General features: G+C 71.9%; 18 protein-coding genes. 11 read left to right on the top strand and 7 right to left on the bottom strand.

All coding sequences use genetic code 11. From position 1 onward, the window contains the following. Positions 1 to 187: 187 nt before the first annotated feature. Both ACZ7DE_RS04420 and hemL read right to left on the bottom strand, forming a co-directional pair. The gene (locus ACZ7DE_RS04420; RefSeq protein ID WP_470757735.1) at positions 188 to 889 is read right to left on the bottom strand and encodes a histidine phosphatase family protein; all 702 of its coding nucleotides are present in this window, start codon (positions 887 to 889) and stop codon (positions 188 to 190) included. Beyond that, a complete protein-coding gene (gene hemL / locus ACZ7DE_RS04425; protein WP_470757737.1) occupies positions 886 to 2,205 on the bottom strand; it encodes a glutamate-1-semialdehyde 2,1-aminomutase in 1,320 nt (439 codons plus the stop codon). Before hemL ends, ACZ7DE_RS04420 begins: the two co-directional genes overlap by 4 nt. Before the next feature lie 635 nt (positions 2,206 to 2,840). Between hemL and ACZ7DE_RS04430 the strand changes: the two genes are divergently transcribed. Continuing rightward, a complete protein-coding gene (locus tag ACZ7DE_RS04430) occupies positions 2,841 to 3,278 on the top strand; it encodes a hypothetical protein (protein ID WP_010353923.1) in 438 nt (145 codons plus the stop codon). Positions 3,279 to 3,442: 164 nt separating this feature from the next. On the opposite strand, the gene ACZ7DE_RS04435 is transcribed toward ACZ7DE_RS04430, so the two are convergent. Together ACZ7DE_RS04435 and ACZ7DE_RS04440 are read right to left on the bottom strand one after the other, a co-directional pair. Beyond that, positions 3,443 to 3,769, bottom strand: coding sequence for a putative quinol monooxygenase (locus ACZ7DE_RS04435; RefSeq protein ID WP_470757740.1), 327 nt, complete (start codon positions 3,767 to 3,769; stop codon positions 3,443 to 3,445). 2 nt (positions 3,770 to 3,771) lie between these two features. Further along, positions 3,772 to 4,158, bottom strand: coding sequence for a VOC family protein (locus ACZ7DE_RS04440; RefSeq protein WP_470757742.1), 387 nt, complete (start codon positions 4,156 to 4,158; stop codon positions 3,772 to 3,774). A gap of 63 nt (positions 4,159 to 4,221) precedes the next feature. Between ACZ7DE_RS04440 and ACZ7DE_RS04445 the strand changes: the two genes are divergently transcribed. Together ACZ7DE_RS04445 and ACZ7DE_RS04450 are read left to right on the top strand one after the other, a co-directional pair. Then, positions 4,222 to 5,202, top strand: coding sequence for a helix-turn-helix transcriptional regulator (locus ACZ7DE_RS04445; RefSeq protein ID WP_470757744.1), 981 nt, complete (start codon positions 4,222 to 4,224; stop codon positions 5,200 to 5,202). Between the two features lie 314 nt (positions 5,203 to 5,516). Continuing rightward, positions 5,517 to 6,269, top strand: a complete 753-nt coding sequence (locus ACZ7DE_RS04450; protein ID WP_470757746.1) for an aspartyl/asparaginyl beta-hydroxylase domain-containing protein — start codon at positions 5,517 to 5,519, stop codon at positions 6,267 to 6,269. Positions 6,270 to 6,289: 20 nt separating this feature from the next. Here ACZ7DE_RS04450 and ACZ7DE_RS04455 read toward each other — a convergent pair whose 3' ends face one another. The 3 genes from ACZ7DE_RS04455 to ACZ7DE_RS04465 are packed head-to-tail and all read right to left on the bottom strand — an operon-like array spanning position 6,290 to position 9,356. After that, complete coding sequence (locus ACZ7DE_RS04455; RefSeq protein WP_470757748.1) at positions 6,290 to 6,799, bottom strand: copper chaperone PCu(A)C; 510 nt, start codon at positions 6,797 to 6,799, stop codon at positions 6,290 to 6,292. Next, on the bottom strand, positions 6,796 to 9,084 hold the full coding sequence (locus ACZ7DE_RS04460; protein ID WP_470758005.1) for a heavy metal translocating P-type ATPase: 2,289 nt from the start codon (positions 9,082 to 9,084) through the stop codon (positions 6,796 to 6,798). The genes ACZ7DE_RS04455 and ACZ7DE_RS04460 overlap by 4 nt, the downstream gene beginning before the upstream one ends. Positions 9,085 to 9,122: 38 nt before the next feature. Beyond that, the gene (locus ACZ7DE_RS04465) at positions 9,123 to 9,356 is read right to left on the bottom strand and encodes a hypothetical protein (protein ID WP_470757750.1); all 234 of its coding nucleotides are present in this window, start codon (positions 9,354 to 9,356) and stop codon (positions 9,123 to 9,125) included. 545 nt (positions 9,357 to 9,901) lie between these two features. On the opposite strand from ACZ7DE_RS04465, the gene ACZ7DE_RS04470 reads away from it, so the two are divergent. From ACZ7DE_RS04470 to ACZ7DE_RS04505, 8 genes are all read left to right on the top strand, one after another. After that, entirely contained in the window at positions 9,902 to 11,296 is a 1,395-nt protein-coding gene (locus ACZ7DE_RS04470) for an MFS transporter (RefSeq protein ID WP_470757753.1), read from the top strand. A gap of 92 nt (positions 11,297 to 11,388) precedes the next feature. Further along, positions 11,389 to 12,483: a beta-ketoacyl-ACP synthase III gene (locus ACZ7DE_RS04475; RefSeq protein WP_470757755.1), complete on the top strand. Its 1,095-nt coding sequence runs from the start codon at positions 11,389 to 11,391 to the stop codon at positions 12,481 to 12,483. After that, on the top strand, positions 12,480 to 12,716 hold the full coding sequence (locus ACZ7DE_RS04480; protein WP_470757757.1) for an acyl carrier protein: 237 nt from the start codon (positions 12,480 to 12,482) through the stop codon (positions 12,714 to 12,716). Before ACZ7DE_RS04475 ends, ACZ7DE_RS04480 begins: the two co-directional genes overlap by 4 nt. A gap of 34 nt (positions 12,717 to 12,750) precedes the next feature. Next, complete coding sequence (scoE, locus tag ACZ7DE_RS04485; RefSeq protein WP_470757759.1) at positions 12,751 to 13,638, top strand: (3R)-3-[(carboxymethyl)amino]fatty acid oxygenase/decarboxylase; 888 nt, start codon at positions 12,751 to 12,753, stop codon at positions 13,636 to 13,638. Then, on the top strand, positions 13,635 to 14,177 hold the full coding sequence (gene scoD / locus ACZ7DE_RS04490; RefSeq protein WP_470757761.1) for a (2E)-enoyl-ACP glycyltransferase: 543 nt from the start codon (positions 13,635 to 13,637) through the stop codon (positions 14,175 to 14,177). Before scoE ends, scoD begins: the two co-directional genes overlap by 4 nt. Before the next feature lie 72 nt (positions 14,178 to 14,249). Then, complete coding sequence (locus ACZ7DE_RS04495; RefSeq protein ID WP_470757763.1) at positions 14,250 to 15,842, top strand: long-chain-fatty-acid--CoA ligase; 1,593 nt, start codon at positions 14,250 to 14,252, stop codon at positions 15,840 to 15,842. A gap of 60 nt (positions 15,843 to 15,902) precedes the next feature. After that, on the top strand, positions 15,903 to 16,160 hold the full coding sequence (locus tag ACZ7DE_RS04500; RefSeq protein ID WP_470757765.1) for a phosphopantetheine-binding protein: 258 nt from the start codon (positions 15,903 to 15,905) through the stop codon (positions 16,158 to 16,160). Continuing rightward, a complete protein-coding gene (locus ACZ7DE_RS04505) occupies positions 16,147 to 20,421 on the top strand; it encodes an amino acid adenylation domain-containing protein (RefSeq protein ID WP_470757767.1) in 4,275 nt (1,424 codons plus the stop codon). The genes ACZ7DE_RS04500 and ACZ7DE_RS04505 overlap by 14 nt, the downstream gene beginning before the upstream one ends. Positions 20,422 to 20,444 lie beyond the last annotated feature (23 nt).

The following is a 20,444-nucleotide window of genomic DNA, read 5'->3' on the forward strand; positions in this document are numbered from 1 at the left end:
GCAACCCCGTTCGTCACGTTCTCTGGTGTCACCCATTCAGAGGACATGACGAACGAGGAGGTTCCGCCAATACGTCCGGATTCCGTAACAGACCGCTCAATTCAAGCCACGAGTCGGTCGACGTCGTTCACCCGGTGGAGACGGCTCGGGCGGCCGCCCGGTGGAGACGGCTCACGGCGGCCGGAGGCTACGCGCCGAAGGCCTTGCCCTGGCCCTGCACCGGCTTGGCGCCGGCGCGGAGATGGGCGGGCACGAGGTCGATGGCGGGCTCGCTGTAGCCGACGGACACGATCCGGTCGCCCCGGTACGTGAAGGTCGTCAGCGAGGCGAGCGTGCACTGCCGCTTGCGCGGGTCGTGCCACAGCCGCCGCCGTTCGACGTAGGACCGCACGATCCAAATCGGCAGCTGGTGGCTGACGAGCACCGCCTCGTGTCCGCGCGCCGCGTCCTTGGCCGCGTCCAGCGCGCCCATCATCCGCACGACCTGGTCCACGTACGGCTCGCCCCAGGACGGCCTGAACGGGTTGACGAGGTGCTTCCAGTTCTCGGGCCGGCGCAGCGCCCCGTCCCCCACACCGAAGGTCTTGCCCTGGAAGACGTTCTCGGCCTCGATGAGCCGGGCGTCGGACGCCAGGTCGAGACCGTGCGCCTTGGCGATCGGGGTCGCCGTCTCCTGCGCCCGCTCCAGCGGTGAGGCGACGACGTGCGTGACGTCACGGGGGGCGAGGTGCTCGGCGACCCGGTCGGCCATCTGCCGGCCCAGCTCGGAGAGGTGGTAGCCGCCGAGCCGGCCGTAGAGGACCCCGTGGGGGTTGTCGACCTCGCCGTGCCGCATGAGGTGGACGACGGTGATGTCCTGGCCGGCGCCGTTCGTGTCGAAGGTGCTCATTCCGCCGTGGCCTCCGCAGCCGCTCGGGCCGCCGCCGGGAGGGCGTCGGCGATTCTCTGGACGGCCGCGTCGTCGTGGGCCGTGGACACGAACCACGACTCGAAGGACGACGGCGGCAGGTAGACGCCGTTCTCCAGCAGCGAGTGGAAGAAGGCGGTGAAGCGGAAGGACTCCTGCGCCTTCGCGTCCTCGTAGTCCCGCACGGGCCGGTCCGTGAAGAAGACGGAGAACATGTTGGAGGCGCTCTGCAGCGTGTGCGCGACGCCCTCCTTCGTCAGCGCGGCGGAGACGAGCGCCTGGATCTGCTCGGACACGGCGTCGACCTTGGCGTACGCGGCGTCGTCGAGGAGCCGCAGCTGGGCGAGCCCGGCGGCGGTGGCGACCGGGTTCCCGGAGAGCGTGCCGGCCTGGTAGACGGGCCCGGCGGGCGCGAGGTGCGCCATGACGTCGGCGCGTCCGCCGAACGCGGCGGCGGGGAAGCCGCCGCCCATGACCTTCCCGAAGGTCATGAGGTCGGGCCGCACCCCGTCGATCCCGAACCATCCGGACCGGCTGGTGCGGAACCCGGTCATGACCTCGTCGGAGATGAACAGCGCGCCGTTCGCCCGGCAGGCGTCCTTGAGTCCCTGGTTGAAGCCGGGCAGCGGCGGCACGACGCCCATGTTGCCCGGCGAGGCCTCGGTGATCACGCAGGCGATCTCGCCGGGGTGCCGGTGGAAGGCCTCCTGCACGGCTTCGAGGTCGTTGTACGGCAGGACGATGGTGTCGGCGGCCTGGGCGCCGGTGACGCCGGGGGTGTCGGGCAGCGCGAAGGTGGCGACGCCGGACCCGGCGGAGGCGAGGAGCGAGTCGACGTGCCCGTGATAGCACCCGGCGAACTTGATCACCTTGCTGCGCCGGGTGAAGCCGCGGGCGAGCCGGATGGCGGACATGGTCGCCTCCGTCCCGCTGGACACCAGACGCACCTGCTCCACGGGCCCGACCCGCTCGACGATCTCCTCGGCGAGCGCGACCTCGCCCTCACCGGGCGTGCCGAAGGAGGTGCCGCGCGAGACGGCGTCCTGCACGGCCGAGATGACCTCGGGGTGGGAGTGCCCGAGGATCATGGGCCCCCAGGAGCAGACGAGGTCGACGTACTCCCGGCCATCGGCGTCCGTCAGGTACGGGCCGGCGCCGGACACCATGAACCGGGGCGTTCCGCCCACGGCACGGAAGGCGCGCACCGGGGAGTTCACGCCGCCCGGCGTGACGACGGACGCACGGTCGAACAACGCCTGCGAGACAGGCGCATCGTATGAATAGGGCAGTTCGCTCATGACCTGCGGCTTCTCCGACCTTTTCCGACTTGTTGGACTCCGGTTGCCAGTGACATCCCAGGGTAGGCCAGGGGGCCCGGCGGCCCGCGGGCCCGGGGCAGGCGCGGCGGGACGGGCGCACGGCGCCACCGTCGGCGGAGGGCGGCGCCGCCGGCGCCGGACCGGCGGCCCTACTGACCGGACGGTTAGTACCTCCTCCCCGTCGGCCGGAGATCCGCTCGGCCGCCCGCTTCACCATCTGCGAAACTGAGTCGGAACGGGCCTGACAGACGTAGCTCTCACCGACCGTGTGTCGAGGGGCTGCGAAGATCCTGCGGACAGGTGTTTCAACGCACGTTTCGGCGGGCGGCCGTGGGGGAGGTCACTGACACGATGATCGGGTTGCGCGGCCGGGGCCACGCGTCCTAGAAAAGCAGTCGGGTGGAGATATGCATCGCGGTGGCGGACTGGGCGAGGGGACTGACGACCTGGGTCCTCGACGTGCCCGGCGGGGAAGGCACCGGCGCGACGCGGAGGAAGCCAACGAAGCACGTCAGACGCAGGCACAAGGTGTACCGAGTGAGCCCGAACGGGTCGACCGGCGAGTCGACCAGCGGGTCGACCGCCTCCGGGCGGGGAGCAGGAATGGTGGTCGGGTGGGGGTGACGTACAAGTACTTCGGCGCGCCCGACGGTGCGACCGCGGCCCGCGTCCCCATCTCGATGCGCCCCGAGGAGCTCGGCGGCGACGAGCTCGGCATGAACGGCATGTTCACCAAGATCAAGCCGGAGACGATGGCCGCGATGGTGCTGACCGGCATCGAAGGCGTCCCCCTCCACAAGGTGCCCCCGCTGGAGCTGGTCGTCCTGCACCCCGACTACGCCGTCGTGAAGCTCCCGATGACGGTCGTCGACCCCCTCCGCGACATCGGCGAGGAAGCGGTCGGCGCGGCCGCGTTCATCTGGTCCACGGTGCCGGACCGGGGCGGTCCCCGGGACGCGTTCAACGTCTACCAGCTGCTGCACGAGTGGCAGGACTTCTCGCATCGGCTTCACGAGGCGGGGCATCAGCCGTACTGCCTCGTGTGGCCCTGACCCGGGGTTCCACCGGCAGCGGGCGAGGCCTTCCGGCCTCGCCTTTTCCATGCCGGCGAGCGCTCGTGCGGCCAGGACGCACGCGGGGCGCCCCGGCCCCGCCGGATGCCCGATGTGCCCTGCGCTTCCGCACCGGGGGCCGTTCCCGCTGTCAGGGGCGTGTGTCAGGGGCGGCCGTCGGCGGTGGGGAGGCCCACTCCGCCCAGGACGGTGAGGTCCGTGCGGCGCGGTGGGGACGCCAACAGCGCGAGGACGTCCGCGGGGTCGGGACCGCCGGCCCGTGACGGAGCGGCGAGGGCGGCCTGCGCACTGTTCTCGTCCTGCCAGACCTCGGTGACGTGCACCGTGTCCGGGTCCGCCGCGTCCTGACCGATCAGGTAGATCTCGCAGCCGGGCGAGCCGTCCAGCCGCTCCGCGACCCCCAGCAGGACGGCGGCGAGTTCACCGCCCCTGCCCGGGTGCGCGGTCATGGTCATCAGTCTGCCGATCATGGTCAGACCAGGGTGGTGATGCAGAACGGGTGGCCGGCGGGGTCCAGCAGGACCCGCCACCGGTCGGGCCGGGGCTGGGCCGGGGGCTCGACGGCGCCCAGGGCCAGCAGGTGGGCCTGCGCGGACTCCAGGTCGTCGACGCCCAGTTCGATGTGGGCCTGCTTCTCCTGGGAGGGGTCCGGCCAGGTGGGACGCCGGTAGTCGGCCAGCCGGTTGAAGCCCAGTCCGGCCGAGCCCTCCTGGCCGAGCAGGACGAAGTCGTCGCTGGAGTAGGCGACGGGCAGGCCGAGGGCCTCGCCGTAGAAGCGGGCCAGTTCGGCGGGGTCCGGGCAGTCGAAGGTGACGGCCGCGTAGCGGATCGCGGGTGCGGAAGTGCTTCCAGTGCTCATGGGGACGACGCTATGACGGGACCAGGACAGATTCGGTCCTGGTCATGCGGGACACTTCACGATGTGATCAGCACATCCGCCCGCCTGCTGCGACTGGTCTCGCTGCTGTCCGCGCGGCCGTCGTGGACCTGCGGCGAGCTGGCCGACCACATGGCGGTCACCGAGCGCACGGTGAGGCGGGACATCGCCAGGCTTCGGGAACTCGGCTACGGAGTCGAGTCCGACCCCGGGCCGTGGGGCGGCTACCGCCTCCGCGCCGGATCCCGGGTGCCGCCGCTGATCCTCGACGACGAAGAGGCACTCGCCGTGGCCGTCGGGCTGCGCGAGGCCGCGCTGAGCGGCGTGCTCGGCGGTGACCAGGCCGCGCTGTCCGCTCTGCTGAAACTGCGTCAGGTCCTGCCGGGCCGGATCGCGGACCGGCTGGGCGAGATGGACGCCGCGTTCGTGCACACCACACGGCTCGACGCGCCGCAGATCGCGCCCGGCATGCTGCTGGAACTGGCCGGCGCGTGCCGCCGGAGCAAGCGTTGCCGACTGTCGTACCGCGACCGGGAGGGGAAGGCCACCGTCCGGGACGTCGACCCGTACCGCCTGGTGCACACGGGACGCCGTTGGTACTTCGTCGCCCGGGACGTGACGCGGGACGAGTGGCGCACCTTCCGGGCCGACAGGGTCGACCGGATACAGCCGACCGGGCGCCCGGTGGAACTCGTCGACCCACCCGACCCGGCGCTGCTCGTCTCCCGCTCCATCGCGACCGGCCCCTACCCGCTCCACGTGACGATCCGCCTCCCGCTGCCCATGGAACAGGCCCTTCGGCTGGTTCCGCCGACGGTCGGCACCCACCGCCCGGAAGGCCCCGACGCGACGATCGTCGACATCGGCGGCCCCGACGCGGACGGGCTCGCCGGGTACCTCCTCAGCCTGGCCACACCACTGCGGGTCCTGTCACCGGACGACGTACGGGAAGCCCTGCTGCGCCGCACCCGGGAACTGATCGAGGACAACGTGAACGGTCGACCGGGCTTCGGCGTTCGCGGGTGAGCTGCCGGATACGCCCGGGAAAGCCACGGTGCGGGCGCTGTGGTTTCGCCGGGGAGCCGGCCGTCCGGCGGCTCGTCCTCGCGTAGCGGCAATTCCCTCCACTCAATAGTCGGAGGAGAAAGTCATTCAGTTCCCGCCGTTCAGCGGATTCGGAAGCATCGGGGGCTCACGGGGGGGCGCGGAATCACCGCACGCCTTCTTTTGTGCTCCCGCTCCGGCGCTGCCGGGTGCTTTTCGGCGGGGCGGAAGGGTAGGTCCCGTGTGCCGTCCGCGCGGGAGGCACGCACCGTGATGCCCGGAATCCTGGAGAACGCATGACCCCGGAAATAGAGAACGCCTTCGCCGCCGTCAGGAGCGAGCACGGACCGGACTCGATCACGCGGGTCGAGGAGATGGTGGCAGCGGGCAGACAACAAGGTCACCCGCTCCAGAAGGGCGCCAAGTGGATCTTGCCGGGAATTTCACAGCAACCCTGGCACGATCCCTACGGCCACCCGGAACTCGCGCCCGTGGTGCACGCGTTCGAGGCCAACCACGCGGCTGTCAAGAAGGAGCTGGACGACGCCTGGGCCGCGCGCAGGAGCGCGTTCTCGGACTACGAGCACTATCTGACCCGCCAGTCCGACTGGCAGGCCCTGTACCTGTTCCGCAAGGGCGCCCTCGTGACCGAGTCGGCCGAGACCGCGCCGACCGCCTTCGCCGTGCTCAAGGAGTACGCGGTCGACACCGAGGTGCTCTGCCCCCTGCTGGAGTGCCACTTCTCGACCCTGCTGCCGGGCGCTGCGATCGCCCCGCACTGCGACCTGTGGAACTTCAGCATCAACCTGCACCTGGCGGTCGACATCCCCGACGGGTGCGCCATCACCGTCGCCGGGGAGACCCGGTCGTGGGAGGAGGGCAAGTGCCTGCTCTTCGACTACTCCTTCGAGCACGAGGCGTGGAACCGGGGCGAACGCCCACGCACCTGTCTGCTCGTCGATCTCTGGCACCCGGAGACCACCGTCCCCGAACGCAGGGCGCTCGTCGCGCTGATGACCGAGATCCGCAAGCTGATGGGCGAGGGGTGAGCGGGCGCGCCCCTGCGCGCTCACCACCCGACAGGGACCACCTCGGCCTCGGCCTGGACCCGGCCCGAGCTGCGGAACCACAGGTCGAACCGTATTTTCTGGCCCACCTTCAGCGAGGGCGGGTCGAGGACCATGATGTCGACGTCGTAGGGCGTCATCCGCAGGGTTCCGCCGGCCGGGACGGTGAGGGACTCGACCGGCTCCATCCGCCCCGTGCTGTTGCGCGTGACGTTCCGGCCGAGCATGGTCACCCCGAGGTCCCGGGACGAGACGGACACGAGGACGTCCCCGGCGGTGCCGGTGTTGGTGATGTCGAAGAAGGCGGCGGTGCTGGCGGGGTTGGCCGGTTTGAAGATGCGTCCGTTGCCGACGTCGATCCTGGCGGGCGGGTCGCCGGCGGCGCCCGTCGTGGTGTAGGCCGTCAGAAGCATCAGAGCCGTCACGCACGTGACCAGCGGCACCACGGCGGCGCTCAGTGCGCCGGCCAGCCGCCGGGACGGTGAGGGCCCGGCCGGCGCCTCGTTGCTCATCGGACCGCCTCCAGTGAGGGAGAAGAAGTGGTGTCGCCGGTCTCCGCCTCGGCGGACTCCTGGCGAGGTGCCGTGAAGGCCCTGAGCCGCAGGCTGTTGGCGACCACGAGGACCGAGCTGGCGGACATGGCCACGGCCGCGAACATCGGGTTGAGCCAGCCGGTGGCGGCCAGCGGCACGGTGACCAGGTTGTAGCCGAAGGCCCAGGCGAGGTTGGCCCGGATGGTGCCCAGGGTCCGGCGGGTGAGCCGTACGGCGGCGACCACGGCGTGCATGTCCTCGCGCACCAGCGTGATGTCGGCGGCCCCGATGGCCGCGTCCGTTCCACCGCCCATGGCGATGCCCAGGTCCGCGCAGGCCAGGGCGGCGGCGTCGTTGACCCCGTCGCCGATGACGGCGACGTGACGCCCGTCCTCCTGCAGCTTCAGGACGATGTCCGCCTTGCCTTGCGGCGTGATCGCCGCGTACACCTCGTCGATGCCCACCTGCTCGGCCACGGCACGGGCGGCGGCGGGGCTGTCGCCGGTCACCAGGATCGGCTCGATGCCCAGCGCGCTCAGCTGCCGGACGGCGGAGCGGGCGGCGGGCCTCAGCGTGTCGCCGATGGCGAGGACGGCGACCGGACGCCCGTCCTGCTCCACGACCACCGCGGTCCGCGCGGCCGCCTGCGCCCGCTCCAGGGCCTGCTGCAACGGGTCGGGCAGGGCCGTCCCGGGCCGCGGGCGTCCGACGAAGACCTCGTGGCCGTCGGCCTGTCCGCGCACGCCCAGGCCGGGCACGGCCCGGAAGCCGGTCACGGACGGCAGTCCGGCGTCTCCCGCCGCGTGGCGGGCGGCGGCGACGACGGCCCGGCCGATGGGGTGCTCGGATCCGTACTCGACCGCTCCGGCGAGCTGGAGGATCCGGTCGGCGTCCTCGCCGGGACGCACGGTCGTCCCGGCCAGCGTCATCCGGCCGGTGGTGAGGGTGCCGGTCTTGTCGAAGACCACCGTGTCGACCCGCTGCAGCCGCTCCAGTGCCTCCGGGCCCCGGATCAGCACGCCGAGTTGGGCCCCTCGCCCGGTGGCCGCCATGAACGCGGTCGGTGTGGCCAGGCCGAGTGCGCAGGGGCAGGCCACTACGAGCACGGCGACGGCCGCGGTCACGGCGGCTCCGGGGTCCGCTCCGGCGCCCAGCCAGAAGCCGAGGACCGTGCAGGCCACGGTCACGATGGCGGGGACGAACACCTCCGCCACGCTGTCGGCCAGCCGCTGCATGCGGGCCTTGCCCGCCTGCGCGTCGCTCACCAGCTTGGTGATCCGGGCGAGCTGGGTGTCCGCGCCGACCGCGGTGGCCCGCACCACCACGAGCCCGCCGGCGTTGACGCCGCCGCCCACGACCGCCGAGTCCGGTCCCACCTCGACGGGCGTGCTCTCGCCGGTGACCAGGGAGAGGTCGAGAGCGGAGCTGCCCTCGGTCACGATCCCGTCGGTGGCGACCTTCTCCCCCGGCCGCACCATGAACTCCTGGCCCACCCGGAGTTCGGAGACCGGAATACGGCGGCCTCGACCGCCTTCCTTCAACTCGACGTCCTTGGCGCCGAGTTCGGCGAGGGCGCGCAGAGCCGAACCGGTGCCCCGCTTGGCCCGTTCCTCCAGGTACCGGCCCGCGAGGACGAACAGCGGCACGCTCACGGCCGCTTCCAGGTAGAGGTGCGCGCTCCCCGGGTCGGCCTCGGGCAGGAGACGGAACGGCATGCGCATCCCGGACTCGCCCGCTCCCCCGAAGAACAGGGCGTACGTGGACCACGCGAAGGACGCGAGGACACCGAGGGACACCAGGGTGTCCATGGTGGCGGTGGCGTGCCGCAGTCCCTTCAGGGCCCGCTGGTGGAACGGCTGGGCGCTCCACGCCACGACGGGCGCGGCCAGGTTGAAGCAGAGCCACTGCCAGTGGTCGAACTGCAGGGCGGGCGTTATGGACAGCACCAGCACGGGGATCGACAGCAGCGCCGTGATGAGGAGCCGGTCACGCTCGCCGACGCCCGCAGGACCCTGCGGCCGGTCGTGCGCCGTCTCCCCGCCCTGCTGCCGGGCGGGCTCCGGCGGCAGTTCGGCCGTGTAGCCGGCGCTCTCCACCACGGAGATCAACTGTTGTGAGGTCACGGACTGCGGATGGGTGACCCGGGCCCGCCCGGTGGCAAGGTTGACCGTCGCCGACACGCCTTCGACGCGGCCCAGCTTCTTCTCCACCCGGCCCACGCAGGCCGCGCACGTCATCCCGCCCACCACCAGGTCGGTGGTCATGGCGGACGCGTCCGCCGCGGGGCCGCCCTCGAGGTTCGTCACCGGCTCGCCTCCGCTCCCGCGCCGGCCGGCCCCAGGCCGTGCATGTCCGGCATACCCGGCTCGTCGCCGGAGTCCGAGGCGGGGACCGTACGGTGCATCCCCGGCGCCACTGGACCCGCCATCCGCCCGACGGCGTAGGAGAGCGCCGTGAGCGACAGCATCAGCACGACGAATCCCACCAGGGCGGGCGGTACGGCGAAGCCGCGCTTCGGTGCGTGCGGCGATGTCATCAGGACTCCTTCGTGGACGGCGGCACCTACCCCCCGACTGCATACGGTAGGGGGGTATGGGTGAATTGTTGGAATCCGAGAGTGTGACAAAAAACTTCACCAATGCCGGGAACCGATCGGCCCGCCTGTCCGACTACCTGAAACAGGGCACTTTTCATTACCCTCGAAGTAAAGTCCAGACCGTGACACAGATACAGTCACCCCATCCATTGGACAGGCACCTTAATCGGTCATACATGAAACTCGGACGAGGTTCGAGGTGGCCGGAAACCAAAGGTTTATCGGGTCGTTTCCAAGCCGATACACGAAAGCCCCTCCGCCATAGAACGCGTCCGCCCGCTCGGCAAGCCGCTCCCCGGCCAGTCCAAAACCGATCCGCGAGCGCTTGTAGCGGCGCACGGAGTGAGCCACGATCCGAGGCGAGCCGCGCTTCGCACAGGTGATCGGTAATGGCCATCGCCTTCCGCCGCAGCGCACACGCAATGAGAGGTCCGCCCCCCGATCGAGGGCGGACTCTTAGGGGGATCAGCCGCGCCATGCCTGCAATGAAGTCGTTGTCCGCTCCGTCACGTCAGCGCCTCGGACTGACCTTGCTCGTCCTGGCAGCAGCGCAGTTGGTCATCTCGCTCGACTACAACATCGTCTACGTCGCCCTCCCCGACATCGGCAGCGCCCTCGGCTTCTCCGGGCAGGACCTCCAGTGGGTGGTCAGCGCCTACGTCGTGACCACGGGAGGGTTCCTGCTGCTCGGCGGCCGAGCCACCGATCTGCTGGGAAGGCGCCGGATCTTCGTCGTGGCCGCACTGCTGTACGCGGTCTCGTCCCTCGTGGGCGGGCTGTCGGAGTCCGCGGGCGTCCTCGTCGCGGTCCGCGCCGTCCAGGGCGTCGGCGGCGCCCTGCTGTTCCCCGCCACCCTCTCCCTGATCAACACCCTCTACGACGAGGGGCCCAGCCGTAACCGTGCGCTGGCCGTGTGGGGAGCCGCCGGAGCCGGCGGCCTGTGCTTCGGGTCGCTGCTGGGCGGGGTGCTGGTCGACGCCCTCGGCTGGCCGGCCGTGTTCTTCGTCAACGTTCCGCTGGCCGGCGCGATCGCCGTGGCGGGAGCGTTGCTCTTCCCCGCGGACGGACCGCCGGCCCCGCAGCGGAACTTCGACCTGCTGGGCGCGCTGACCGGCACCGCGGGGATCACCCTGCTCGTCTTCGTCCTCATCCACGCGCCGGAGGCCGGCTGGGGCAGCCGCTCCGTGCTGGTCTGCGCCGCCGTCTCCGTGATCCTGCTGGCGTTCTTCGTCGGCGTCGAGCTGCGCGTGGAGGCCCCACTCACGCCGGGGCGCCTGTTCGCCCACCGCGGTCTGCTCGGCGCGATGGCACTCACCGCGCTGTTCAGCGCCACGTTCAGCTCGCTTCCGTACTTCCTCACCCTCTACTTCCAGACCGTCCGCGGCTACAGCGCGCTGGCGACCGGGGCGGCCTTCCTGGTGCCGGCCCTGGTCGTCGCCGCCGGCACGAAGGCGGGCGAGCGTGCCGTGTCCGCCATCGGGATGCGCGCCACCCTGCTCGCCGGCATGGCCCTGGGCGCGACCGGCGCGCTGTTGCTCGCCCTCGCGCTCGACACCGACGGCCCGTACTGGCGCCTGCTTCCCGGGATCGTGCTGCTGAGCCTGGGTCAGGGCGCCACGTGGACGGCCATGTGGATCTCGGCGGGGGCCGGAGTCCCCGCCGGTGACCAGGGCGTGGCCTCCGGTCTGGCCTCCACCACGCTCCAGGTGGGCGGGGCCGTGGGCCTGGCCGTCCTGGTCGCCCTCGGCGGCACCGGAAGTCCGGGACTCACCGGTCCGGCCCTGCTGGACGGAGTCCGCGACGCCGTCTACGCCGTCGCGGCCGGAATCTGTCTCGGCGCACTCGCCCTCCTGCCGCTGCCCAGGCGCGCCGGCCGCTGAGCGCTCTCCGGTCCCGGAGACGCCCGGCCCGGCCCCCTTTCCCCCTCTGGCCCGTGCACTCGCACCCCCACCGACTCCAGCGAGGAGCAGTTGTGTCCAGCACGCCCCTACGCCCGCCCGGCGACAGCGCCCAGCCGCCTCCCGCGCCCTCCGACAGGGCCGCCGTCCTGTGCGGCCTTGCGGGCTGGCTGCCCACCCGTGTCGTCACCAACGAGGAACTCGCCCAGCGCCTCGACACGAGCGACGCCTGGATCCGGACCCGCACCGGGATCGGCCGGCGCCACTTCGCCGAACCGGGCCAGGCCACGTCCGACCTCGCGGTGGAGGCGGGCCGCCGGGCCCTGCGCTGCGCGGGCACGGAGACCGTCGACGCCGTCGTCGTCGCCACGACCACCCCCGACCGGTCCTGCCCGGCCACCGCACCCCTGGTGGCCGACGCGCTCGGCCTGACCGGAGCGGCGGCCTTCGACGTCAGCGCCGTGTGCACCGGCTTCGTGTACGGACTGGCCGCAGCCGCCGGGCTCGTCACGGCCGGCGTGGCCGACAGCGTGCTGCTGATCGGCGCCGACACGTACTCGACCATCGTCGACCCGGACGACCGTACGAACGCCATCATCTTCGGCGACGGGGCCGGAGCGGTCGTCCTGCGTGCGGGACGCGCCGACGAACCCGGCGCGGTCGGCCACTTCGACCTCGGCAGCGACGGCGCCGGCGAGGACCTGATCATGGTGGCCGCCGGCGGTTCGCGCCAGCGCTCGACACCCGGTGAAACGGCCCGGCGGGACCACTACTTCGCCATGCGCGGCAAAGAGGTCTACCGCCATGCCGTCACCCGCATGACCTCGTCCGCCCGCGCCACGCTCACCCTGGCCGACCTCAAGGTCGACGACATCGCCCACCTCGTGCCCCACCAGGCGAACCTGCGCATCCTGCGCTCCGTGGCGGAGGAGCTCGGCCTGCCCCCGGAACGCTGCGTGAGCAACGTCGAGTCCGTGGGCAACACCGGAGCCGCGTCCATCCCGCTCGCCCTGGCCGAGGCGGCCGCGCAGCAGACCCTCCAGCCGGGCGAGCACGTCCTGCTCACCGCGTTCGGCGGCGGACTCACCTGGGGGTCCTGCCTTCTGACCTGGCCCGCCCTCGCCCCGATCGACCACCCGCGCCTCACAGGAGGAATCCAAGCGTCATGAGCGCCACCTACGACCAGCTGGTCACCATCGTCACCAAACTGCACGACGCGCGCCCCGACCGGATCAGCCCCGACGTCACCTTCGCCCAACTGGACGTCGACTCGCTGACGATGGTCGAGATCAGCATGCGCATCGAGCGCGACCTCGGCGTCCCCATCGCGGACAACGAGCTGGAGGAAGACCTCACCCTCGGCGCGACCGCCGAACTCATCGACTCGAAGCTCGCCCAGTAACCGCACCCGTTCAGCCGACCAGGGAGCAGAGACCATGCAGATCAAGGACCACGCCGGCCAGGAGATCGGCGCCTCCGTCGAGGGGTTCGACCACACGAGCGCCTCGGCCGCGGACATCGACGCGATCAAGGCGGCCGTCTACACCCGGAAGATCGTCATCCTGAAGAACCAGGACCTGACGCCCCACCAGTACCTGGAACTGGGCAAGCTGTTCGGCCGCCCGGAGACGTACTACGAGCCGATGTACAAGCACCCGGAGGTCGAGGAGATATTCGTCTCCTCCAACGTGCCGAAGGACGGCAAGCAGATCGGCGTGCCGAAGACGGGCAAGTTCTGGCACGCCGACTACCAGTTCATGCCGGACCCCTTCGGCCTCACCCTCATCTACCCCCAGGTCATCCCCAAGGAGAACCGGGGGACCTACTTCATCGACATGGGCAAGGCGTACGAGCGGCTGCCCGACGACCTCAAGAAGGAGGCCGCCGGGACCTTCTCCCGGCACTCGGTGCGCAAGTACTTCAAGATCCGCCCCACGGACGTCTACCGCCCCATCTCCGAGATCATCGAGGAGGTGGACACCAAGACCCCGCCCGTGGTGAAGCCGACCACGTTCACGCACCCGATGACCGGCGAGACCGTCCTGTACATCAGCGAGGGCTTCACCATCGGCATGGAGGACGAGCACGGCGAGCCGCTCGACAACGACGTGCTCAAGCGGCTGTTCGAGGCCACCGGGCAGCTCGACGACACCTTCACCCACCGCAACATCCACCTGCAGACCTTCGAGCAGGGCGACCTGCTGGTCTGGGACAACCGCAGCCTCATCCACCGGGCCCGCCACACCACCACGCCCGAACCGACCGTCTCCTTCCGGGTGACGGTGCACGACGAGCACAAGCTGTACGACGAGGCCGGCGCGTGAACGTCCGCGCGCCCGCCGAAGGGCACGCGGCGGTAAGGGAGTTCGACAGCGACGACGAGCTCCTGCCACAGGTCCTGCGCCCGTACAAGGCGCACTGCAAGTACCTGAGGTCCGCGACGGTGACCGCCTGGCCGGGCCGGGTCACGGCACGCTGCGAGCTGGCCATCGCGGAGTCCTGCTACATCGACGACACGGGCCACCTGAACGCCGTCGAAGTCAACATCAGCTACAACCAGATGATGTATTACGCCGTCGCCAAGACGGTGAAGGAGGGCCTGCTGGAGGAGTTCGCCGGCTGGACCCTGGACGACTACTGGCGCCATCAGCTGCCCGACATCCTCATCGCCCGGTTCGGCGGCAACTTCCGCCGCCCGATCAACGCCCGCTCCTTCCACGGCGAGATCGAGTTCCTGTCCGTGGAACGGCGGTTGCCCGGCGGTGAGCCGCTGCTGGTCGCCGACACCGCCTACCGGTACTGGGACGACGCGGGCGGCCGATGCGACGGCGAGGTCAAGCTCGCCTTCGTGAACGCACCGTAAGCAGCTACCGATCCCCAGCGCGCCGCCGTCCACGGCGGCGCGCCGGGAACGACCGAGAGGCAGGCCCCGCACATGGCCCCACCGTCTCCGCCGAGGCCACCCGGCGCCCGGCTGCACCACCCGCGACTGCACACCCTCGTCGACACGGCCCGCTTCCACGCCGCCCGTCAGCCCGACGCCGCCGCCGTCGTGTGCGAGGGCCGCACCCTCACCTACGGACAGCTGCACCACGAGAGCAACCGTGTCGCCCACGCCCTGCGCGCCGCCGGAGCGGCTCCGGGCACCCGCGTCGCCTACCTGGGCAAGGAGTCCGAGCACTACTACGAGGTCCTGTTCGGCTGCGCCAAGAGCGAGACCGTCGTCGTGCCCGTCAACTGGCGTCTGACCGCCCCCGAGGTCGGCCACATCCTCGAGGACTCCGGCAGCGAGGTCCTCTTCCTGGAAGAGGAGTTCGCGCCCCTCCTCGACCGGCTGCCGGACGCGCCCCCCAAGACGGTCGTCCGCCTGGGCACGGCCGACGGCTTCGCGGTGTGGAAGGCGGAACACCCGGACACCGACCCGGCCTCCTCCGCCGGCCCCGACACCCCGGTCGCCCAGCTCTACACCAGCGGTACCACCGGCCTGCCCAAGGGCGTCGTCCTGGCGCACCGCAGCTTCTTCGCCATCCGCGACGCCCTCGCGAGCGCGAACCTGGACTGGATCGACTGGCGCACCGGCGACGTCGCCCTGATCGGCATCCCCGGCTTCCACGTCGGGGGCCTGTGGTGGGCCGCCCAGAACTTCAACGCCGGGGTGACCGTGGTGGCGATGCGCGCGTTCGCACCCCGCCGGGCGATCGACCTCATCCGCGAGCTGGGCGTCACCACTGCATGCGTCGTCCCCGCGATGCTGCGCATGATGCTCGCCGAACCGGGCGTGAGACCGGACGACTTCACCACCCTCCGCAAGATCGTCTACGGCGGGTCGCCGATCTCCGAGGCCCTGCTCGAAGAGAGCCTGGCCGTGTTCGGCAGCGAGTTCGCCCAGATCTACGGCCTGACCGAGACCGGCAACACCGCCGTGTGCCTGCCGCCCGCCGACCACGTGCCCGGCGGCCCCCGGATGAAGGCCGCCGGCCACCCCTACCCCGGTGTCCGCGCCAAGGCCGTCGACGGCGACGGCCGCGAACTGCCCACGGGCGTGGTCGGCGAGATCTGCCTGGCCACCCCGGCCCACATGGTCGAGTACTGGGGTCTGCCCGACAAGACCGACGAGACCCTGGTCGACGGATGGATCCACACCGGGGACGCCGGATACATCGACGAGGACGGCTACATCTTCATCCGCGACCGCATCAAGGACGCGATCCTCGTCGCGGGCGAGAACGTGTACCCCGCCGAGATCGAGAACGTCCTCGAACGCCACCCCGGCGTCGCCGAAGCGGTGATCGTGGGCGCGCCCGACGAACGCTGGGGCGAGAGCGTCCACGCCTTCGTCGTACCAGTGGCGGGGCACGAACCCGCCCCGCGCGACCTGCACCGCTTCCTCGTCGACCGTCTGGCCGCCTTCAAGCTGCCCGCCCGTTACGAGTTCATCGACCACGTGCCGCGCAACCCCAGCGGGAAGATCCTCCGCCGGGAGCTGCGCGACCGTTTCTGGAGCGACGCCGAACGCAAGGTCAACTGACCGGCATCCGGACCGTCCGTCCCACGCAGCCACCCCGTGCAGCTACCCAGAGAGAACACCATGCCTGAGCCCCTGACACTGGCGGTATTCCGCGCGGACCTGGCGGAGTTCCTGCACCAGCGGCCCGACGAGGTCGACCTCGACGAGAGCCCCCTCGACGCCGGACTGGACTCGCTCCGCATCACCACCCTCGCCGAGCGCTGGCGGGCGGCCGGAGCGGACGTGACGTTCGTGGACCTGGCCGAGCTGACGTCCTTCGCGCAGTGGTGGCAACTGCTGTCCGAACGCCAGACGGGAGAGGCCCGTGCCGACGCCTGACTCCCCCGCCGAGCGCCACCCCCTCCTGGCAGCGCAGGAGGGGATCTGGACCGGCCAGCAGCTCGACGTGGACAGCCCCGCCTACAACACGGCGGAATACGTGCACATCCACGGCGCGGTGGACCCGGCGGCCTTCGAGAGGGCGCTGCGCCACACCGTGGCCGAAGTCGAGGCGCTCAACGTCCGGTTCGTCACCGACGACCGGGGGCGCCCCTGGGAGGTGAGCGTCCCCCGCCTCGACTGGCAGCCGCACACGGGCGACCTCCGCGCGGCCGCCGACCCTCACCGTGCCGCCCTCGACTGGATGGCACGCGACATGGACCGCCCCCTCGACCTCGCGCACGAGCCCGTCTTCGGCCATGCCCTGCTGCGCGTCGCCGACGACGAGTACCTCTGGTACCACCGGGTCCACCACATCGCGCTCGACGGCTTCGGGCTGTCCCTGGTCGCCCGCCGCGTGGCCCAGGTCTACACCGCCCTGGTCGAGGACACGCCCGTGCCGGAGAGCGGCTTCGGCAACCTGGAGTCGGTGCGCCGGGAGGAGGAGGCCTACCGCGCCTCCGAGCGCTTCGCCGCAGACCGGGCGTACTGGACACAGCGGTTCGCGGACCGCCCGGCGGTGGCCGGCCTCGCGTCCGAACAGGCCCTGCCCGCCCGCAGCTTCCTGCGCCGGGTCACCGACCTGGACGCCGAGGAGACGCGGCGACTGCGCGCCGTCGCCCAGGACCTCTCGGTGACCTGGTCCGACGTGCTGCTCGCGGGCACGGCCGCCTACCTCCACCGGGCCACCGGAGCCGACGAGATCGTCCTCAGCCTGCCCGCCATGGGCCGCCTGGGTTCGGTGTCCCTGCGGGTGCCCTGCATGGTGCGCAACATCCTGCCCCTGCGGCTCACCGTCGGCGAGCAGGACGGCCTGCGGGACCTCGCGGTGCGGGTGGCCGGGGAACTGCGGGCCTGCCGGCCGCACCAGCGCTACCGCTACGAGCAGTTGCGGCGCGATCTGAAACTGGTCGGCGGCAGGCGCCGTCTGTCCGGGCCGGGCGTGAACATCATGCCCTTCGAGTACGACCTGCGCTTCGCCGGGCTGCGCAGCACCGTCCACAACGTCTCCGCCGGCCCCGTCGACGACCTCGCGGTCAACGTGTACGACCGGGCGGAGGGCGCGGGGCTGCGGATCGCCGTCGACGCCCATCCCGGGCTGTACGACGAGGCGGAACTGGCGGCACACCAGCAGGGGTTGCTCGACCTGCTGCGGGACGGGGTCGCCGCGCCCGACCGGGCGATCGGCGTGCGTCCCGCGTCCGTCGTGCTCGACGGCGGTCCGCTGCCCCGGCCGGCCCGGCCGGTGCTGAGCCTCATCGCCGACCACGCCGCCCGTCGCGGCGGCGCGACGGCCGTGGAGCACGACGGCCGGAGCATCACCTACGCGGAGTTGTTCGGCGCGGCACGCAGGCTCGCCCAGCGGCTCTCCGCCCACGGCGTCGGTCCCGGCGCCCTGGTGGCCGTCGCCGCCCCCCGTGGCACGGACGCCGTCACCGCCGTCCTCGGCGTGCTGCTCGCGGGCGCCGCCTACTGCCCGCTGGACCCGGACGCCCCGGCGTCCAGGACCCGGGGTCTGCTGGAGAGCGCGGCCCCCGCGGTCGTCCTCACCACGAGCCCGTACGTCACCCGGTTCCCGGGACAGTCGGTGCTGGCACTCGACGCGTCGCAGGCCGACGGCCTCCAGGCGCCGCTTCCGTCGTCCGGGGCGCCGGACGATCTGGCGTACGTCATCTTCACCTCGGGCTCCACGGGCCGCCCCAAGGGCGTGGAGATCACCCACGGGGCGCTGGCCACGTTCGTCGCGGGCGCCGCCGACCGCTACGGCCTGGAACGCTCCGACCGGGTGCTGCAGTTCGCGCCCCTGCACTTCGACGCCAGCGTGGAGGAAATCTTCCTCACCCTCTGCACGGGCGCGACCCTCGTGGTGCGCACCGACGACATGACCGAGTCGGTGCCCGGCTTCCTGGACGCCTGCACCCGGCTGGGGATCAGCGTCCTGGACCTGCCCACCGCCTACTGGCACGAACTGGCGTACAGCGTCTCCACCGGCGCCGCGGTCCTGCCGGCCGGTGTGCGCACCGTCGTCATCGGCGGAGAGGCGGCCCTGCCCGACCGCGTCGAGCGCTGGCGTGCGGCGGTCGGCTCCTCCGTGCGCCTGTTCAACACCTACGGGCCGACCGAGGCGACCGTGGTGGCCACCGTCGCCGCCCTCCACGAGGCCGCCGACCCCGGGGACGTGCCGATCGGGACCCCGCTGCCCGGGATGCGCGCCGCCGTCGTCGGGGGCGAGCTGTACCTGATCGGCGACGCCCTGGCACGCGGCTACCGCGGCGCCCCGTCCCCGGACGGCTCCCGCTTCGCCCCGCTGGCCCAACTGCCGGACAGCCCTCGCGCCTTCCGCACCGGCGACCTGGTGCGTGCCGGTGCGGACGGCCTGCTGCGCTTCCAGGGGCGCGCCGACGACGAGTTCAAGATCAGCGGGCACCGCGTCCACCCGTCCGAGGTCGAAGCGGTCCTCCTGACGCAGCCCGGGATCCGCGAGGCCGCCGTCGTCGGCCAGGTCCTGCCGGACGGGACACGTCGGCTCGCGGCGCACGTCGTCGCCGACACCCCCGCGCCCACCGAGACCGGGATACGCGGACACCTGCGCGCCGTCCTGCCCGCCGCGATGGTCCCGTCCGCCATACGGTTCGCCGACCGGCTGCCCCGCACCAGCACCGGCAAGATCGACCGGAAGGCGCTCGGCGCCCTCCCCGAGCGGCCGGGCCCCCGGGCCGAGGCAGCCGACGGCTCCCTGGAAGAGACGATCACCCGTATCTGGGCGGGGATCCTCGGAGTCGAGCGGCTCGAGCCCGAGGACGACTTCTTCGACCTGGGCGCCCAGTCCCTCCAGGCGATCCAGGTCGCCAACCGGCTCGGCGTGGAGCTGTCCCGGGACGTGCGCGTCGCCTGGCTCTTCGAGCACCCGACCGCGGCCGACCTCGCGCGACGCCTGGAGGACCGCCGGGCGCAGACGGCGTCCGCTCCTTCCCTGCCGCAGGCCGTTCTGGACGACTCCGTCCTCGACGAGGACATCCGGCCCGCCGCCCCGGCGGGCGTGCCGACCGCGCCGCGCACCGTGCTGCTGACCGGCGCCACCGGCTTCGTCGGCCCCCATCTGCTGGCCGAACTCCTGGCGACCACCGACGCCGAGATCGTCTGCCCGGTCCGGGCGTCGAGCCCCGCCGAGGCCAGGAACCGTGTCCTGCGGGCCATGGACGACCAGCAGATCCCCCGCCCGGCGAACCCGCGGCGCATCACCGCGCTCCCCGCCGACCTCGCCCGCCCGCACCTGGGGCTCGGGGCCTCCCGGTTCGCGGAACTCGCCGAGTCCTGCGACGCCGTGTTCCACAACGGGGCCACCGTCAGCATCATGCGGGACTACGGCAGCCTGCGCGCCGCCAACACCGAATCGACGCGTGAGCTGCTGCGGATGGCGGCCGCCCGCTCGATCCCGGTCCACCTCGTGTCGACCCTGTCGGTGGCGCCGGCCCGCAGCCACGACCCCGAGGTGCCCGAGAGGTTCTTCCCTCCGCACCCCGGCCTCCTCGGCGGCTACCAGCAGTCCAAATGGGCCTCCGAACGGCTCGTCGAGCAGGCCGCGGAGCGCGGGCTGCCGGTGACCGTGCACCGCCTGGGCCGGGTCGTGGGAGCGCCGGACACCGGCCATGTGAACCGGCGGGACTTCCTGTGGAGCGTGCTCGCCTCGGGCGTCCCGGCCGGCATCCTGCCCGACCTGTTCGAGTCGGAGGTGTGGACGCCGGCGGACTACGTCGCCCGCGCCGTCGTGCACCTGTCGCTGGCCGGCGCCCCGCCCGGCACCGTCTTCAACCACGCGCCGGTGCCGCAGGCCCGCCTGGCCGACGTCTACGACTGGGTGCAGGAGTACGGATACGCCGTCAAACGGCTCCCCCTGCCGCAGTGGCGGGAGGAGCTGCCGCGGTCCGCCGACGTGGCGGCGACGACCGGAGCGTTCTTCGACACGTTGACGAACGACGCTGACGACGGTGGCGACGGACCGGAACTCGGACTGGGGCACGTCCGGGCGGACAACGTGCTGCGCGGACTCGAGGGCAGCGGCATCTCCTGCCCGCGGGCCGACCGCGCGCTGGTGTTCCGCTACCTCGACCACTGCGTGAAGACCGGAATCCTGCCCGCCCCGCCCGGAAGGGACGGGTGACGTCCGGGAACTCGGAAGGACCT

The sequence above is a fragment of the Streptomyces sp. NPDC037083 genome, from assembly GCF_055606485.1.

Bases quoted from the DNA above. Each gene is read 5' to 3' on its own strand.
- ACZ7DE_RS04465 (WP_470757750.1), bottom strand. From the start codon at position 9,356: ATGACATCGCCGCACGCACCGAAGCGCGGCTTCGCCGTACCGCCCGCC.
- ACZ7DE_RS04480 (WP_470757757.1), top strand. From the start codon at position 12,480: ATGAGCGCCACCTACGACCAGCTGGTCACCATCGTCACCAAACTGCAC.
- ACZ7DE_RS04500 (WP_470757765.1), top strand. From the start codon at position 15,903: ATGCCTGAGCCCCTGACACTGGCGGTATTCCGCGCGGACCTGGCGGAG.
- ACZ7DE_RS04455 (WP_470757748.1), bottom strand. From the start codon at position 6,799: ATGAGCAACGAGGCGCCGGCCGGGCCCTCACCGTCCCGGCGGCTGGCC.
- hemL (WP_470757737.1), bottom strand. From the start codon at position 2,205: ATGAGCGAACTGCCCTATTCATACGATGCGCCTGTCTCGCAGGCGTTG.
- ACZ7DE_RS04435 (WP_470757740.1), bottom strand. From the start codon at position 3,769: ATGATCGGCAGACTGATGACCATGACCGCGCACCCGGGCAGGGGCGGT.
- ACZ7DE_RS04420 (WP_470757735.1), bottom strand. From the start codon at position 889: ATGAGCACCTTCGACACGAACGGCGCCGGCCAGGACATCACCGTCGTC.
- ACZ7DE_RS04470 (WP_470757753.1), top strand. From the start codon at position 9,902: ATGAAGTCGTTGTCCGCTCCGTCACGTCAGCGCCTCGGACTGACCTTG.
- ACZ7DE_RS04460 (WP_470758005.1), bottom strand. From the start codon at position 9,084: ATGACCACCGACCTGGTGGTGGGCGGGATGACGTGCGCGGCCTGCGTG.
- ACZ7DE_RS04440 (WP_470757742.1), bottom strand. From the start codon at position 4,158: ATGAGCACTGGAAGCACTTCCGCACCCGCGATCCGCTACGCGGCCGTC.
- ACZ7DE_RS04495 (WP_470757763.1), top strand. From the start codon at position 14,250: ATGGCCCCACCGTCTCCGCCGAGGCCACCCGGCGCCCGGCTGCACCAC.
- ACZ7DE_RS04450 (WP_470757746.1), top strand. From the start codon at position 5,517: ATGACCCCGGAAATAGAGAACGCCTTCGCCGCCGTCAGGAGCGAGCAC.
- scoE (WP_470757759.1), top strand. From the start codon at position 12,751: ATGCAGATCAAGGACCACGCCGGCCAGGAGATCGGCGCCTCCGTCGAG.